This window comes from Blautia sp. HCP28S3_G10 (genome assembly GCF_052065235.1).
GTDB lineage: Bacteria > Bacillota > Clostridia > Lachnospirales > Lachnospiraceae > Blautia_A.
Genome location: NZ_JBQHUL010000030.1, coordinates 30,078 through 47,607 on the forward strand (window position 1 = coordinate 30,078; position 17,530 = coordinate 47,607).

Annotated in this window: 13 protein-coding genes; 12 read left to right on the plus strand and 1 reads right to left on the minus strand. The window is 36.9% G+C overall.

What is annotated here, in order from left to right; genetic code table 11:
- Positions 1-22: 22 nt before the first annotated feature.
- A complete protein-coding gene (locus tag ACTNB8_RS12115) occupies positions 23-1,231 on the minus strand; it encodes an MFS transporter (RefSeq protein ID WP_441055022.1) in 1,209 nt (402 codons plus the stop codon).
- Between the two features lie 469 nt (positions 1,232-1,700).
- On the opposite strand from ACTNB8_RS12115, the gene ACTNB8_RS12120 reads away from it, so the two are divergent.
- The 12 genes from ACTNB8_RS12120 to ACTNB8_RS12175 all read left to right on the plus strand — a co-directional run bounded on the left by ACTNB8_RS12120 (position 1,701) and on the right by ACTNB8_RS12175 (position 17,435).
- Positions 1,701-2,636 carry a LysR family transcriptional regulator gene (locus ACTNB8_RS12120; RefSeq protein ID WP_441055024.1) on the plus strand — a complete coding sequence of 312 codons (936 nt, stop codon included), beginning with the start codon at positions 1,701-1,703 and terminating at the stop codon, positions 2,634-2,636.
- Positions 2,637-2,721: 85 nt separating this feature from the next.
- Entirely contained in the window at positions 2,722-4,743 is a 2,022-nt protein-coding gene (locus tag ACTNB8_RS12125; RefSeq protein ID WP_441055026.1) for an oxidoreductase, read from the plus strand.
- A gap of 21 nt (positions 4,744-4,764) precedes the next feature.
- Positions 4,765-5,652: a quinate/shikimate dehydrogenase gene (locus ACTNB8_RS12130; protein ID WP_441055028.1), complete on the plus strand. Its 888-nt coding sequence runs from the start codon at positions 4,765-4,767 to the stop codon at positions 5,650-5,652.
- Between the two features lie 245 nt (positions 5,653-5,897).
- Entirely contained in the window at positions 5,898-7,208 is a 1,311-nt protein-coding gene (locus ACTNB8_RS12135) for an ABC transporter substrate-binding protein (RefSeq protein WP_441055030.1), read from the plus strand.
- A gap of 17 nt (positions 7,209-7,225) precedes the next feature.
- On the plus strand, positions 7,226-8,128 hold the full coding sequence (locus tag ACTNB8_RS12140) for a carbohydrate ABC transporter permease (RefSeq protein WP_441055032.1): 903 nt from the start codon (positions 7,226-7,228) through the stop codon (positions 8,126-8,128).
- 2 nt (positions 8,129-8,130) lie between these two features.
- The gene (locus ACTNB8_RS12145) at positions 8,131-8,961 is read left to right on the plus strand and encodes a carbohydrate ABC transporter permease (protein WP_441055034.1); all 831 of its coding nucleotides are present in this window, start codon (positions 8,131-8,133) and stop codon (positions 8,959-8,961) included.
- A 22-nt stretch (positions 8,962-8,983) separates the two neighbouring features.
- On the plus strand, positions 8,984-10,741 hold the full coding sequence (locus ACTNB8_RS12150; RefSeq protein ID WP_441055036.1) for a sensor histidine kinase: 1,758 nt from the start codon (positions 8,984-8,986) through the stop codon (positions 10,739-10,741).
- A complete protein-coding gene (locus ACTNB8_RS12155; protein WP_441055038.1) occupies positions 10,725-12,206 on the plus strand; it encodes a response regulator transcription factor in 1,482 nt (493 codons plus the stop codon). Before ACTNB8_RS12150 ends, ACTNB8_RS12155 begins: the two co-directional genes overlap by 17 nt.
- Complete coding sequence (locus ACTNB8_RS12160) at positions 12,207-13,202, plus strand: SIS domain-containing protein (protein ID WP_441055040.1); 996 nt, start codon at positions 12,207-12,209, stop codon at positions 13,200-13,202. It abuts the gene before it with no gap.
- Between the two features lie 18 nt (positions 13,203-13,220).
- Positions 13,221-15,764, plus strand: a complete 2,544-nt coding sequence (locus ACTNB8_RS12165) for a family 78 glycoside hydrolase catalytic domain (RefSeq protein ID WP_441055042.1) — start codon at positions 13,221-13,223, stop codon at positions 15,762-15,764.
- A 17-nt stretch (positions 15,765-15,781) separates the two neighbouring features.
- The gene (locus ACTNB8_RS12170; protein ID WP_441055044.1) at positions 15,782-16,654 is read left to right on the plus strand and encodes a YitT family protein; all 873 of its coding nucleotides are present in this window, start codon (positions 15,782-15,784) and stop codon (positions 16,652-16,654) included.
- Positions 16,647-17,435, plus strand: a complete 789-nt coding sequence (locus tag ACTNB8_RS12175; RefSeq protein ID WP_441055046.1) for an SIS domain-containing protein — start codon at positions 16,647-16,649, stop codon at positions 17,433-17,435. Before ACTNB8_RS12170 ends, ACTNB8_RS12175 begins: the two co-directional genes overlap by 8 nt.
- Positions 17,436-17,530: the final 95 nt, after the last annotated feature.

Consider the following 17,530-nt stretch of genomic DNA (forward strand, 5'->3'; position numbering starts at 1 on the left):
CATACTGTCTTCTGAATAGTTACTAAGCATCAATAAATTCTGTCATTTTTTTGTAACGAATATTTACAAAGAGGCCAAGTACAACACCAACAGCAGTAAGCACGATGTTCATGATCATGACCTGAGACGGCTGCATTTTGGAAGCTGCTGTAAGGATTGTGTAGTTACATAAGGAGGAGGCGATCATAACCAGTGCAGTAACAGTACCTTTGATTTTCGGGAAAAGCATATTGCACACGGAAGTTGCAATCTGAAGAAGTCCGCCGGCTCCGGCCCACCCGATAATAAAAGCACCTGCGATCATCATTGTCTGATTCTGTCCCATAAGAACTGCAATCAGAGTTACGAGGCAGATGACCGGATAGGTCACAATGAAGCGTACATCTTTGATCTTTTTTGTAAGAAGAGCAGTTACAACAAGTGCGATCAGTGTTCCGGCAGAATAATAAGTCTGCATAATAGATGGATCAGCCCATCCGGCATTTTCTTTTGCAAAGTTCTGCGCACAGTTCAGCCACAGCTGGAAAGTACCTGTGCAGGTGAATCCGATCAGGATCATTGCGATGGATTCAAAAGAAAAATGAGTATGCTTCAGGCTGGCAATAAGGCCTTCTTTTTTTCCTTCGGCTTTCTGATCGGAGTCAGGAAGCGGGAACAGGAATACCAGTACAAAAAGTACAATATAGATTATACCACATGCGAAGAATAATGGGTTATAAGATGTAAGTCCGGAAGCAGTTGTTGTCACGGCAACACCAAGTACAAACGGAAGAAGCATCTGTGCAATGGCGATAAAAAATTTGATTCCCATTGTAGCAACGCCGGGTGCTTTGTAAATGATCTCCGTGACAGCAGGATAGATACCTGTGTCAAGGAATGAGTTTGCAATACCTCCGAGAACAGCACATACATATGCGATCATGTAGCCGCCGTTTGCTCCGATGTTAAAAGCAAGTGCAAGACCAATGAGATAAACAGCGTAGGAAGCACTTCCGATGGCAGTGGAAATACGACGGCCGAGTTTGTCAGAAAGTGGTCCGGCAAAAGGCAGGGCAATCAGTCGTCCGAGGCCGAGAGCTGCGGAGATTGCTGTAATGGACATGGCTTCAACACCCCAGGAAGCAGCGAGCGCTTCTTTGATGACAGCCTGTCCGAGGATAGAACATCCTACTCCGTGGATAAAATAGTTCAAGTACAGGATCAGTGCACTTGGAAGGTACTTTTTGTTCATGATATTCTCCTTTTCTGAAACGTTTTAAGACATTATTTGTGATATGTAATATCAGATGTGAGATGACTCCCACCTCTGTAGGTGGCGAGCAACAAATCAGTATCAGTGGTGGGAGTCAATCCCCCATCTGATATAGCCTCCGGCAGGATTGCAGAGATGCGCAGAAGAAGTATGTCATGCATTGCATGACGCGCATCTCGCAGCAAGAATGCAGAGGCATTCTTGAACTGTGGCGTGTGCAGTTCTGTCACAAACAGCAGAAAGGCCGGTTTCAGTTTCTGTTAAAAAAATAACATTTGTTAGTATTGTAACAGTGGAAACAGATAGCGTCTAATGCTTTTAAAGTAAAAAAACAATGCATTGAATGTATTGGTATGGTACAATATATGATATTAGAAGGCAGGATTGTGAGAGTGCGGCACACGATACAATCCACAGGTATCATAGTTGGAGAAAAGGGGTTTTTACTATGACATTGAATCAGATTCTGTATTTTCAGAAGGTGGCAAGACTGGAAAATTACCACCAGGCAGCAGAAGAGTTATATATTTCACAACCATCCTTAAGCAGATCTATGGCTTCGCTGGAGGATGAGTTGGGCGTCACGCTTTTTGAAAAAAAGGGCAGAGGAGTGGAACTTACAAAAGCCGGGAAGCTTTTTCTGGAGCATGCAGACAAAATAGTCGCAGACTGCAGCATTGCAGTGGATAAAATGCAGGAACTTTCTTCTGCTGGTGGAAAAATCGACATCGGTTATATTTTTCCACTTGCAGGACATTATATTCCTCATAAGGTGCGAAATTTTCTGAACCGTGACGAGAATAGAAATGTAGTTTTTAATTTCTGGCAGAATCATACCCCTGCAATAGAAAAGAAAGTAAGATCCGGTGAGCTTGATGTGGGATTTGGAGGATTTCTTCAGAAAGATGACATGGAGTTTTTTCCATTAATAAATCAGGAACTGGTGATCATCACACCGGAAGGACATCCTCTGGGTAAAGATAAGATCGTGTCGATTACCGAAATGGGAAATTATCCGGTAATCGGTTATGACCGTGAGTCCTGGATGGGAACTTATGCAAAACATTTATATAAGAAATATCAGGTAGAGCCGAATACGATCGTAGAATGTCCTGATGAATATTCTATTGTTGCACTTGTAAGAGAAAATTTTGGGATTGCGCTTATGCCCAGGACAGATATACTTGCCAGAGCAGAGGGGATTAATATTCACAAACTGGAAAATCTGCAGGTTTACAGACAGATTTTTATGTTCTGGATGAAAGACAGATACCGCCTTCCTGCTGTGGAAAGATTTATTCAATATATGAAGGAACAGGCAGAGCCTGAAAATGATACCGAAAATGCATTAAAACTTTACCTGAAAGATATTGTTAATTTTTGATACAAAGGGTTATGATAAAAAAGTCACAAACAGAGAAATGCCTCTCAAGTAATTATGAGTAACAGATTACGTAAGGAGAATTTTCATGAAGAGTCAATACCCTAAAATTTTTGAACCAATTACGATTAAAAGAACTACGATCAAAAACCGTATCGCCATGACTCCGATGGGAACGAACTATGGAGAAACAAGCGGTGAGATGAGTAACCGACATATGAATTACTATTCACTTCGTGCAAAAGGCGGTACAGGTCTTATTATTCTGGAAAATGCCAACATTGAATATCCGGCAGGATCTAATGGAACAAGTCAGATCCGTATTGATCATGACAGCTTTATGCCACGTTACTATCAGCTGGTGGAAAATCTCCACAAGAACGGAGCAACAGTTGCAATTCAGGTAAACCATGCAGGTGCCTCAGCTTCCTCTGCAAGAACAGGAATGGAAACTGTTTCTTCTTCCAATATTCCAACCAAGGCAGGGGGAGAAATTCCGCGTCCGATGACAAAAGAAGAAATTCTCACCACAGTTAAGAAATATGGCGAGGCTGCAAAACGTGTACAGACTATCGGATTTGATGCCATTGAGATCCACTGCGGACATTCTTATCTTATGAGTCAGTTTATCTCACCTTATTATAATAAAAGAACAGATGAATTCGGAGGTTCCGTGGAAAATCGTCTTCGATTCCCTCGTATGGTACTGGAAGAAGTACGTAAAAATGTAGGACCGTGGTTTCCGATCATTGTGCGTATTTCCGCAGAAGAAAGAGTGCCAGGAGGAAATACGCTGGAGGATACACTGGAATATCTGGGATATCTTGATGAATTTGTAGATATGTACGATGTTTCCTGTGGATTGAATCCGTCTCTTCAGTATCAGATCGACTCCAATTTCCTGCCTGACGGATGGCGTTCCTATATGGCAAGGGCCGTAAAAGAAAAATTCGGCAAACCTGTCATTAATGCAGGCAATTATCGTGATCCTGAAGTTGTTGAAAAAGTTCTCGAAAGCGGAGATGTGGATATTGTTGGAATGGGACGTGGACTGATCGCTGAGCCTGACTGGGTCAAAAAAGTTCAGAACGGCGAAGAAGATTATCTGCGCAAATGTATCTCCTGTAATGTGGGCTGTGCAGGAAACCGTATCGGCGTAAACCGTCCGATCCGCTGTACAGTAAATCCTGCTGTTCCGGAAGGAGATATTTACAAAAAACTTAAAACTAATAAAAACTGCAATGTTGTAGTAGTGGGTGGCGGTACAGCCGGACTGGAAGCAGCCTGTACGGCAGCAGAAGTTGGCTGTAATGTTTTTGTTCTTGAAAAGAATGCTCATCTTGGCGGTCTTTCCACATTTATTTCAGATCTTCCGAGCAAGACACGTATGAAAGATTTCCCCAAATATCTGGAAGCACGTGCTGCAAGACTGAATAATCTGTATATCTTCCTGAATACAGAAGCTACTGTAGATACGATCAAACAGTTCAAGCCGGATATAGTTGTAAATGCAACAGGATCCGTTCCGCTGGTGCCTCCGATCAAAGGTCTGAAAGAAAATATCGAAGCGGGAAATGTTGCCACAATCTTTGGAATGATCAACAATCTGAATGCAGGAAAATATCCGGATGAAGCATGTCAGGGCAAAAAGGTCGTAGTGGTAGGCGGCGGTTCTGTAGGCCTTGATGTGGTCGAATATTTTGCACCAAGAGGAGCACAGTGTACAATCGTAGATATGCTTCCGCAAATCGGTATGCTAGCAGACCCGATCACGAAATGCTCCATGCGTGAAACCCACGATAAATATGGAGTGAAAGAATACGTGAACACTGCACTTCAGGAAGTAAAGGAAAATGCTTTTACAGTGAAGCTTCCAGATGGAAAAATCACAGATCTTGAATTTGATCTTGGATTTAACTGCCTGGGAATGCGTGCAAATAATCCAGTTCTTGCACAGCTTGAAGAAGCTTTTGGAGATACAGACACGTATGTATACAACATTGGAGATTCTGTCCGTGCCCGCCGTATCATGGAAGGAACCATGGAAGGACGTGCAATACTGAATGTACTGGAATCTCAGGGATACCTGACATTAGAACCATTAGAGTGATGATACCAAGGAGGAAAAAACATGCCAAATATTACAGGACATACAGAATTAGTAGGATTAATGGCTTATCCGATTCGCCACACACAGTCACCGACAACGCATAACCTTGCATACGACAAAAACGGGGATGATGTTATCCAGCTTGCTTTTGAAGTAGATAATGATTCGCTGAAAGATGCAGTACAGAGTATTCGTGCACTTAAAATGCTGGGATCCAACATTTCCATGCCAAACAAAACTGTTGTTCACCAGTATCTTGATGAAGTTGACGAAGCTGCAAGATTATGTGGTGCCATCAACACTGTTGTAAATATGCGTGATGAAAACGGCCAGGTTACCGGTAAGCTGAAAGGTTACAACACAGACGGAATGGGATACTGGCAGGGACTTACCGAAGAAGGAATCGACTTCAAAGGAATGAAGATGGTCCTTATCGGTACAGGCGGAGCTGCTACAGCAATTGCAGTACGTGGAGCGCTTGACGGAATCGCAGAACTTGAAATCTTTAATATCAAAGATAAATTCTACAGCCGTGGAGAGGAAATTGCAGACCTTATCAACAAGAATACAAATTGCAAAGCTACTATGAATGACCTTGGAGATCTGGATCTTCTGAAAGAAAAAATGCATGCTGCAGATCTTTTCTGCGATGCGACAGGTGTGGGAATGCATCCTCTGGAAGATCTTTCCAACATTCCGGATCCTTCTTATTTCAAAAAAGATCTTATTGTAACAGATACTGTATATGCACCTCGTGAAACGGTTATGATGAAACAGGCAAAAGATGCCGGATGTGAAAAAATATATAATGGTATGAGTATGATGCTCTTCCAGGCGCTGATCGCGATTAAGCTTTATACAGGAAAAGATACACCGGTGGATTATATGAAAGAAAAACTGGGGATTTAAAATTATAAAGAAATCCCGGGTGGTTGGGAGAAGATGAAAGAAAACCATTATGAATGAATGTCTACCCTCAGAGCGGCAACTCTGGGGGCTTTCTTTTGTGCTTTTATGGTACACTAATTATCAGTTTTGATAATAATGCTTATTGGGAAATAATGTAATTTTCTATATAAAATCATCGAATAATCCATGTAAAAATTAATGTTATATTTATATAATCTGTATATCAAGAGAAGGAGGTCTTACATATGAAGAATAAGACAAAAAAGATTGGGGTGACCTTATTAACGGCTGCTTTGATGACAACTTTAGCAGCAACATCTGTAAATGCAGATAATAAGGATAGCAAGGAGTGGGAATATAAAGAAGCGGAATTATCTTTACTTACATTTCCTGATATTAATTCAGATGGGTTAAATGCAGTATGTGAACTGGCCGAAGAAAAACTTGGAATAAAAGTTGATATAGAGGTCGTAACAGCAGGAGAAGATATTGTGTCAACAAGAGAAGCATCTGGAGATTTAAATGATCTGGTAATTGCAAACTCAGGTGCGACTCTGGGAACTCAGTTACATCCGGAAGATAATTTTATTCCGTTAAGCGATAACGAATATATTATGAGCCGTCTGGATGATACGTTTGCAAGTGCGGTTACTAATAATGACATAGTATATGGAATTCCGCAGAGTACTGCAATGGCAGGATGTATTTTATATAATAAACAGGTTTTTAAAGATGCGGGAGCAGAAGTTCCAGATACCTGGGAGGATTTCCTGGAGGTGTGCCAGAAGATAAAAGAAAATGGAAAAACACCTTTAATTGGTACATTTGGAGATACATGGACAAGTCAGGTATTGTTCTTAGGAGATTATTATAATCTCAGAGCAGAAGAGCCAGATTTTGCATCAAAATTTGAAGCAGGAGAAGAAAAATATGCAACATCAACAGCTGCATTAAAGAGTTTTTCAAAATATGCAGATGTAAAAGATTTTTATAATGAAGATTGTTTTGCTGCAACATTTAGTGATGGTGTAGATTATCTTGCAGAAGGTGATGGAGCTATGTGGCCGATTTTAACAGAGGCACTTCCTGAATTAGCTTCTTTGTATGGTGAAGATTATGCCAATAATATTGGTGCATTTGGAATTCCGGGAGATGATGCAGAAAATCATGGCCTTACAGTATGGGAACCTAATGCAATATATGGAAACAAAAATTCTGATAAAGTAGATGATATTACCAGATTTATGGAGTTCTATGTTTCTGATGAAGCTCTGGATGCGTTTAACAGTGCACAGACTCCGCAAGGACCTGTTTGTATCAAAGGATATGAGCCATCAGTAGAGGTATTTCCGGCAGTAGAAGATATGCAGGCTTATATTGACGCAGGAAAAACAAGTGTAGCTCTTGAATTTGAATGTAGTGTAATAGGTGCAAATTGTGATGCAATCTGTAGTGAATGTGCATCAGGTCAGACAACAGCAGAGGAAGCTGCTAAGAAATTAGATGAAGACTGCTATAAAGCAGCAGTACAGCTGGGGCTTGACTGGAAAAAATAAAAATGATGATCGACTGCTTGGAGAGAAAATCTTTCCAAGCAGTAATTCTTATGAGGTTGATTATGAATAAAAGAAAAACGTATCCACTTTATTTTGCGGCACCGGCATTTATTATTTTTATAATATTGTTTTTGTTTCCTAATCTTATCTCTTTTTATTACAGTTTTACGATTTGGGATTTAAAAAATGCAGTATGGTGTGGATTAGATAATTACAAAATGTTTCTTACTGATCCAGGACTTATGTTAAGTATAAAAAACACATTGATTTATGCAGTAACAACTTGTGGACTAAAAGTTATAGTAGGTTTTATCATAGCCGTTTTTCTGACAAGTGGATTACGTACAAAAAATCTCCTGAGATCTATTGTTTTTTTTGCGACACTTATAAGTTCTGTAGCAGTGGGAATTATGTTTAAAGCTATGCTTCATCCAACGAAAGGTATAGTAAATACATTTTTGCAATTATTTTCTATACAGGGGACAGACTGGCTGGGAAATACAGGAACGGCATTAGGTTCTGTTATTTTCGCAGATGTATGGAAGGGGCTGGGAATTGCAGTTGTAATATTTATTGCAGGAATTCAGTCTATTGATCGTACTTACTATGAAAGTGCTTCTCTGGATGGAGCCTCAAAAATTCAAATTGTAAAAGATATAATGATACCATTGTCAAAATCGGCCAGAAATTCTGTGATCATTTTATCTTTTATATCCGGAATCCGTTCATTTGAATTAATATGGAGTATGACAAAAGGTGGTCCAGGATTTGCGACAGATGTATTAGGATCTGTTGTTTATAAGGAATATTCCAGTGGTTATTACGGATTGTCTACAACCGGAAATGTAATTATGCTGATTTTTGTTATGTGCCTTGCATTTCCATTACAGAAATTTCTGAACAAAAACGAGGAAGTGTAAATATGAAAAAAAATAAAATAAAACTGCTGTTGGGAGACTGTATTGGGCTTATACTTGCATTTGTTTTTTTTATTGTACCGTTCTTATTTGTTGTAGTAACAGCTTTAAAAGACAGACGAGAGGCGAATAAATTACAAATGACATTGCCTTCGACTTTCCATTTTGAGAATTTTGTAACAGTACTTACAGAAAATCATTATCAATTGCTTACAGCTTTTAAAAATAGTATCATAATTACAATAGGAACAGTAATTATGCTGATCATATTTGGATCAATGGCCGGTTATGTATTGCAAAGAAGGAAAGATTATCGCTCGAAAATATTAAATAAAATAATTATGTTGGGTTTAATGGTTCCTACAGCTATTATCCCGACAATATGGGTATTAAAAGGATTACATATCTATAAATCCCTGCCTTCGATCATTCTTTTAGAGGTGGCATTAAATATTTCATTTACTGTTATTTTATATCAGGGATTTATGGATACGATTCCAGTAGAATTGGAAGAAGCAGCATTTATGGATGGAGCTACTTCAATAAAAATATACAGTCGTATTATTTTTCCATTGCTGAAGCCTGTAACAGCAACCGTAATCATTATAAATGCTATTTCAATATTCAATGATTTTACAACGCCATTATATTTTTTTCCAGGTTCAGAAAATGTTACAGTACAATTGACCTTGTATAATTACATTGGAAAATTCTCAAACTCATATAATCTGTTATTTGCTGATGTATTGATTATTATCGTTCCTATGCTGATTCTCTTTTTGATTTTTAATAACAGAATTGTAGAAGGTATGACTGCAGGTTCAGTAAAAGGATAAAACAAAACTAGGAGGGCTGTATATGAAATTCAGAACGAAAATGGTAAGTATATTTACAATATTTGTTGTGATAATTGCAGCCGCTTCTAGTTTTTTTATGCATTATTTTCTTTCAAAACAATATTATGAAGAACAGTACCATACTATAAATATGAGTGTAATGGATATGGCGCATAACTTTGAAATGAAATTAAACAGTATGAATTCAGTTATGAGATATGTACTGTCTAATGGGAACATTCTTAATGATCTGTCAATTATAAGTGCAAGTCATAAAAATACTCAGCTTTTGTCAGAAAGAAATAATGCGTTGGATGAAATAAGAGAGTATATAAATAATGATTATATATATAAAACTTCATACAGAACGATTGTGTTCAATAATGAAGGTGAGGCTGTTTCATCAAAGAATTTTGGTAATACAGAAATTAAAGAACACTGGCAGTTGAAAGACATACAGGGAATTGAAACGGCTCAAAAAACTCCTGGAAAAACTTATTTGACAGGAACATCAAAAGACCAATGGGGAAATAAAAGTAATCCTGAAGTTTTTTCTTTGTTAAAATGTCTCAATGGTTCGCAATATGGATATATTGAAATTCAGTGTCTGGCTGAAGATATAATGGCATTGGATAAAGAAAAAGATGTGAAATTTATAATCTATGATGATTCACATAATTTAATATATGCATCTGACAAGATAAGGGAGCCCCAGAAATATGTTTCATATTTAAAAAAAATGAATACCATACAGAATGTAAATGGGGAAATTATTTATGCCATGGAAAATGAAACTTATGGATATTCATTGGTAGGTGTATATACAGGTGAAGAAATTGCATCGAAATCGACATATATTGTGGCATACACAGGAGTGATAGAATTAATTTTTATATTATTGGCCATTGGGTTTGTGGTTATATCAGCCAGATATCTGACGAAACCAATTGAAGATTTAAAAGCTGTTATAGATAGAACAGAGATGGAAGATCTGGATGCAGAAAGAATTATCGCAGTACCAAAAAATGAAATAGAAGCGGTAAATGTTTCATATCAAAAACTTCTGGAGAGACTGCATAAGTCTATTGTAAAAGAAGAAAAAATGGCTAATCTAAGTTTGAAAAGTCAGCTGGACATGTTACAGGCACAGATTAATCCACATTTTATTTATAATGTTTTGAATGTTCTTTCTAACAGAGGCATCCTGGCACAGGATGAAGAAATTTGTAATATCTGTGGAAATCTTGCTGCCATGTTACGTTATTCTACTGATACAAGAGAATATTCAATATGTATCAGAGATGAACTGGATTATCTTCATAGGTATATTTCATTAATCAAAGCAAGATTTGAACATCGTATAGAATACAGTGAAGAAATTGAACATTCTCTTATGGATCAGAAAATTCCTAAAGCTGTAATACAACAACTTGTGGAGAACAGTGTAGAACACGGATTCGGAAAAGCGCAGGACGTACTTCTGATTAAGATATATTTAGAAAGTACGGAAACAGGCTGGAGTCTTATGGTTCAGGACAATGGTGTGGGTTTTTCAGAAGAGAAAAAACAGGAACTGTATGTATTGTTTGAGGAAATCAAAACGTGGGCAAGAGATGAAAAACAGATTTATGGAAAACAGTTAGGGGGAATGGGACTTGCAAGTGTATATGCGCGAATGTATTTCATGTTTGGAGAACAGTTCCATATAGAATTAAGCAACAGAGATGGAGCACAGATTATGATAACAGTAGAGAAGAGTACAGATGAATACAAAATATAAATACAAGGTTTTTATCGTAGACGATGAACCGATTTCCATACAGCTAATTTCAAATATCATAAAAATGTACTGTCCTGAGATTGAAATCGTTGGATCGGCAGATAATGTGTTGAAATGTCTGGAAAAATTAAAAACATGTGAAGCAGATATTCTGATCAGTGATATACGAATGCCAGGCTTAAGCGGAATAGATCTGATCTCAAAAGTAAAACAACTATATCCGGATATTTTAAATATTTTTGTAAGTGGATATCGGGAATTTGAATATGCAAAAGCAGCTATGAAACTGGATGTTGAAGATTATCTTTTGAAGCCGATTGTTCCTTCAGAATTAAAAAAAACAATTCATAAAGTTGAAGAAAAACTGGATATATTGTTTCAGAAAAAAAGAACTGCGATTTTGTATGAAAGAGAGCAATTGGAAAACGATAATCTGGAAAAGTATTTTCCACATGAGAAATATTATGTAGCTATTATTCGAAAAAATGGTTTGCCTAAGCGTTTTATAGGAAAAATACAGGATTCTATTTTTAAAAATAAATATAATATGGTCATGAACGGACGTGATGTGATGGAGTCATTTTATCTAGTTCCGGAGGAGGTGGTCAGTAACGGTAATATCAGACAAATAATGAAAAATACCTACATTAGAGAATCGCAAAATGCCGGTTATACGACGATGATTCTTTCAAAAAATCCGTATTATGCGAGAGAACTTGGAAATATATATAGAACGTTGTGTAAAATGTTGGATTTTTATCTTGTTATTGGAAAGAGCCAGATTTTGTATCTCGAAGATTGTGAAGACAGTGTGCAAAATACATTAAGTATTCGAGGGGAAGTATCGAAACTGGAATGGCTTCTTGAAAATAAAAAGATTGAACAGGCGAAAGCAGAAATCATATGTTTGGGTAATAAGTTCAGAAATGCTGATGTTACACAGAGAGAGACAGAAAAAGCCATAAATCTTATACTTGTTTTGATGAATCAGCATGTGGATGAATTTTCCTGGAATATTCAAAATGAAGTAGCGATGGATGAAATTTTGTGTGGTGCTACTAATATTAATGATATTTTTATGGAACTTTCTAATCTACTGAACCATGCAGAATTGAAAAACAAGGAGGAAAAACTGGATTCTTCGGAATTTATCCAAAAGGTAAAGGAATATATTGTAAACCATCTCTCAGAAGATCTTTCTCTAAAGAACACAAGCAAAAAATTTGGAATATCTCAGACATATCTGGGACAGTTGTTTAACAAATATCAAAAAGTATCTTTTAGTAATTACGTAATTGAAATGAGAATACAGCGTGCAAAAGAATTATTAGATAATGACAAAGAAATATTAATAAAGGATGTAGCGAAATCTGTAGGATATCAGGATCAGTTTTATTTCAGTCGGGTGTTCAGAAGTATGACCGGGATAACACCTACAGATTATATAAACAAGGGGGAAAACTAAATGTATAAATTTAATGAAAAGGAAAAAAGAGACAATGTAAACGGTGCATTAGCTTTACGTTCACAGATTAATAGAATTGTAGATTCTCTGTGGAAAAAAGAGATAAAAAACATCTGCTGGCTTGGAATAGGTGGTACTTATGCATCCGCACTTCAGGTTGTGGTACACATGAAAGAAATGTCAGAACTCAATTGTTTTGCAGAAAATGCGGCAGAATTTAATGTAACCGGTAATAAACAAATTGGAAAGGGAACTGTTGTTATTATTTCTTCTGTGACAGGAACAACACAGGAAATAGTGGAAGCTGTAAATAATATGCATAAAGCGGGAGCCGAAGTAATTGGATTTATAGATGAAAAAAACTCTGTTCTGGCAGAAAATGTGGATTATCTGATTTGTTATAAGGGGCAGGAGCAGCTAAAATTCTATATGGTTGCAGACAGATTTATGTATAACAATAAAGAATTTGATTTATATGATCAATTTTATAAACAACTGGAAGAACATCTGGCTGAAGGACTTATAAATGTAGAAAAACAGGCAGATAAATTCGCACTGGAATTTGCTGAAAAACATCATGATGATCCAATTCACTATTATGTAGGAAGTGGAAATCAATGGGGAGAGGTATATTCTTATGGAATGTGTTATATGGAAGAAATGCATTGGTTACGAACCAAAACTATAACCAGTGCAGACTTTTTTCATGGAACATTAGAAATTATTGAAAGAGATACACCTGTTACGGTTTTCATTGGCGAAGACAGCCAGAGAGCATTAAGTGAGCGTGTAAAAAACTTTTTACCCAGAATATGTGCAAATTATTCAGTGATCGATTCAAAAGATTATGCAATGGAAGGAATCGACAGTAAATTCAGAGGAATGATTTCCTTTATGATCACACATGCTGTTACAAATCGCATAGATGCACATATGGAAAAAATCAACTGTCATCCAATGGAGATAAGGCGTTATTACAGATGTCTTGATTATTAATCTGAACGAGGAAAACATATGTTTGAAATTTATGATTTTAGTATAAATTACAGAGAAAATCCAACAGGAATTGATGGAGCACCCGTCTTTAGATGGAAGCTTAAGTCAGACAGACAGGAAAACTGTCAGAAGTCTGTAATCCTGGAAGTATACGATAGTATTGAAAAAAGATTCATATGGAAATATGAGTATGAAGGCAGGAATATGGAAATTCAATATGACGGAGTACCTTTCAGTGATCTGCGAAGATATCAGGTGCAGCTTCGGGTATATAGTACTGGTGGAGATTGCGCTAAATTAAATCAAGCAGCAGAATTTACTACAGGATATGCAGCTGAAGAAGCATGGAAAGCGAAATGGATAGTAAGCGGGCATAAAAGTGAAGCATGCCCTATGTTTCAGAAACAGTTCAGAATTAATAAAAAGATCAAAACTGCGTATGCCTGTGTAAGTGCAATGGGCATATATGAGTTGTATGTTGATGGAAAAAAGATGGGAAACACGGTTTTTTCTCCCGGTTGGAGTTCTTATAAAAAAGAAATCAATTATCAGATATATGATTTCAAGGAATATTTAAAAACAGGGGAACATTTTATAAGCATACTGGTAGGAAAAGGCTGGTATAGTGGTAATCTCACATGGAATCAAACTGCGAATTTATATGGTGACGATGTAGGCTGCATTGTACAGATAGAAATTAACTATGAGGATGGCACCACAGAATATATTTTATCAGATGAAACATGGAAATGGTGTGATAGTTATATTACATATGCTCAAATTTATAATGGCGAATATCAGGATTTAACGAAGGCAGAAACACCAGAAACATTTATAGCCAATAATGCGGTAAAAATATCGGAAGGTTCAGGAGGAAGACTAAGAGTATCTCTTGACGATGGCATACAGGAGATGGAAAAAAGAAAGCCATGTAATATTTTCAGAAGCCCTGCAGGAAATTATGTCGTGGACATGGGACAAAATATGACCGGCTGGTTACAGATAAAGCTTCAGGGAAAAAATGGTGACAGAATAAGACTTCGATTTGGAGAGATTCTGGATCAGGAAGGAAATGTTTATTATGATAATTTACGTTCTGCAAAACAGGAAGCGGTATATCTTCTGAAGAATGGAACAAATGAATTATGTGAGCATTTCACATATCATGGTTTTCGATATGTAGAAGTTATAGAGTATCCTGCAGAACCTTCTATTCAGGATTTTGAAGGAATTGTTTTATACACAAATATGAAAGAAACCCTGAAATTCGAATGTGACAATAAATTGGTAAATCAGTTCATAAATAATGTTAAATGGAGCCAGAAAGATAATTTTACAGGTGTTCCGACAGACTGTCCACAAAGAGATGAAAGGCTTGGATGGACGGGAGATGCTCAGATTTTTATTCCAACATCATGTTATAATTTTCAATGCGATGCTTTTTGGGAGGAATGGCTGAATACTTTAAGAAATGATCAGTATGAGAGTGGTTCTGTTCCATTTATAGTGCCAGATGTTCTTCCACATAACTGGGATTGCCTGGGAGCTTGGGATTACAAGCATACTTCAGCCGCATGGGGAGATGCCGCAGTCATTTGTCCATGGATATTATATAAGTTTTATGGAAACAAAAGGGTTCTGGAAAAAAGCTACGAAAGCATGAAAGCTTTTGTAGAGTATGTCAGACGCGGAGGAAAAGAGGAACTCGTTTGGGACTGGGGTCCACAGTTGGGAGACTGGCTGGCTTTGGACAGCAAAGAGGATAGTTATTACGGAGCAACAAGTACGACATATACAGCGACAGTATATTATGCGCGTTCCGTAAAAATTCTGGGTGAAGCAGCTGTTGTTTTGAAGAAAACTGATGATGCAGAAGAATATAGAGAGTTATATGAAAGAATATATGACAGGTTTCAGACAGACTGGATCAGGGATAATAAGATTATAGAAGAGACACAGACAGCACAGGCATTAGCGATAACATTTGGACTGTTGGCAGAAGAACAGGAAAAAGAGGCTTCTCAAAAACTGTCTGATCTGCTGAAAAAAAATAAAGGATTATTAAATACAGGATTTGTAGGAACTCCAGAATTATGCAAAGCATTGTCTATGACCGGAAGAACAAAAGAAGCAGAAGAATTATTCCTGAAAACAGAATATCCATCATGGTTGTATCAGGTAAAAAAGGGAGCAACATCTGTGTGGGAACATTGGGACGGAATAAAGGAGAACGGGGATTTCTGGAGTTCAGATATGAATTCTTTTAATCATTATTCATATGGTTCAGTGGAAGAATGGCTTGTATCCTGGATTGCAGGGATTACTCAGGAAAAAGATTCCAGTGGATTCTCTAAGATACTTTTGCGTCCATTTTTGGAAAGCAGCATAAAAAAAATGTACTGTTCCTATGAAAGTATAAAAGGAACTATAGTATGTGCATGGGAGAAAAAAGATAGAATTACAGATCTTTATCTGGAAGTTCCATGTAACACAGAGGCAATATTGGAAATTCAGGGATCGAGAAAAAAGTTATTACCCGGAAAATATCAATTTTATATATAAAAAACAAGAAGGAAAAAATGTGTGAGAGAAAAGCATTTATTAAAGAAATAGTATTTGATTTTGCAGGAGCTTTCTTTTTTGGAATAGGTATATATAATTTTGCAGGGAATTCAGAATTTGTTACGGGCGGCATAAGTGGGATAAGTTTGATTGTTTATCACGTAACCAGAGCCCCGATTGGTGTGGTAAGTCTGCTGTTGCAGATTCCTCTGATTTGTCTTTGCTTATGGATATTTGGAAAGAGATATTTATTTTCATCATTAAAAACCGCAGTAATTTTTTCACTGGTATTAGATCATATAGTTATAAAACTTCCAGTATATCAGGGAAATCCTATATTGGCCGCAGTATGTGCAGGTGTTTTTTCCGGAGTTGGACTGGCTCTGGTATATGGATATGGAGGTTGTACAGGCGGAACAGATTACTTGCTTATGGCATTAAAATACAAATATCCGCATTTGACCCTGGGGCAGATTTCCATAGTAATGGATGGCATTATTATAGGTGTAGGAGCACTGATTTTTCAGAAGATGGATGCAGCTATTCTGGGAGTAATATGTGTTTATGTATCTGCAGCTGTGATAGATAGAATAGCATATCGTATGGGAGCCGGAAAACTTGTATTAGCAATATCAAAAGAGAAAAATCGTATTGCGGAAATGATCAATGAAGAAACATCAAGAGGCTGTACATTTGTGAAAGCATATGGTGGATATAAAAATACTTATCGCGATTTAATTTTATGTGCTTGCAGTAATAATCAGTCGGTTATTATTAAAAATCTTATTTCAAAAGTAGATGAGAAGGCATTTGTTATTATTTTAAATTCCAGTGAGGTATTTGGAGAAGGATTTAAGAAAATTATTGAAAGAGAGAGCAATTATGTTTAACGCAAAAGTTATAGTAAAAGATATTCTGAAAGGTAGAAAAGAAGTAAAAGATATTTTTTTTGTAGCATGTGGGGGATCTCTGGTGGATTTATATAATGGATATTTTTTTGTTACAAGAGAATCAAAAGCGAAGCACGCAATGTGGATAAATGCCGGTGAATTTGTGACTATCCCACCCGCATCATTGGACGAAAACAGTGTTGTAATTTTGTGTTCTCATAGTGGAAATACAAAAGAAACTGTTAAAGCAGCAGAGCTGGCAGTAGAAAGAGGTGCTTACCCTATTGTTTTTACAAATGTAAAAGAAAGTAAATGTGACAGAGAAGATTTTCATACTGTCATATATGAATGGAAGAATGAAACAAATGCAAGAGAAAAACCTGTTTGTATGACTATTGATATTTTAAATGAATTGTTGCATGAGACAGAAAAAGAATATACCATGTATCAGGAAATGGAAGACGGATTAAAGAAAATAGATGGGATCATAAGACAGGCATTAAAAGATGGACAAAACAGTGCGTGGTTGTTTGCCGATAAATACGGAACCCATGAGTTTCCATATATTATGTCTTCAGGAGCATCATATGCGCAGGCATATGGTTTTGCAATCTGTTCTTTGCAGGAAATGCAATGGATGAATTGCTGTTATTTAAATTCAACAGAGTATTTTCATGGGCCTTTTGAACTAACAGGAGACAAAAGTCTGTTTATTATACTCTTAGGTGCCGGAAAGCAACGAAAACTGGATTTAAGAGCACTTAATATAATGAACCCATAAATTAAGACAAAAAAATCATTGTTTCTAAGTTGGATTTCCCGTATGATTTTTATAACGAAAGGAGTCCAACTATGGCAAGACAACAACATTCACCA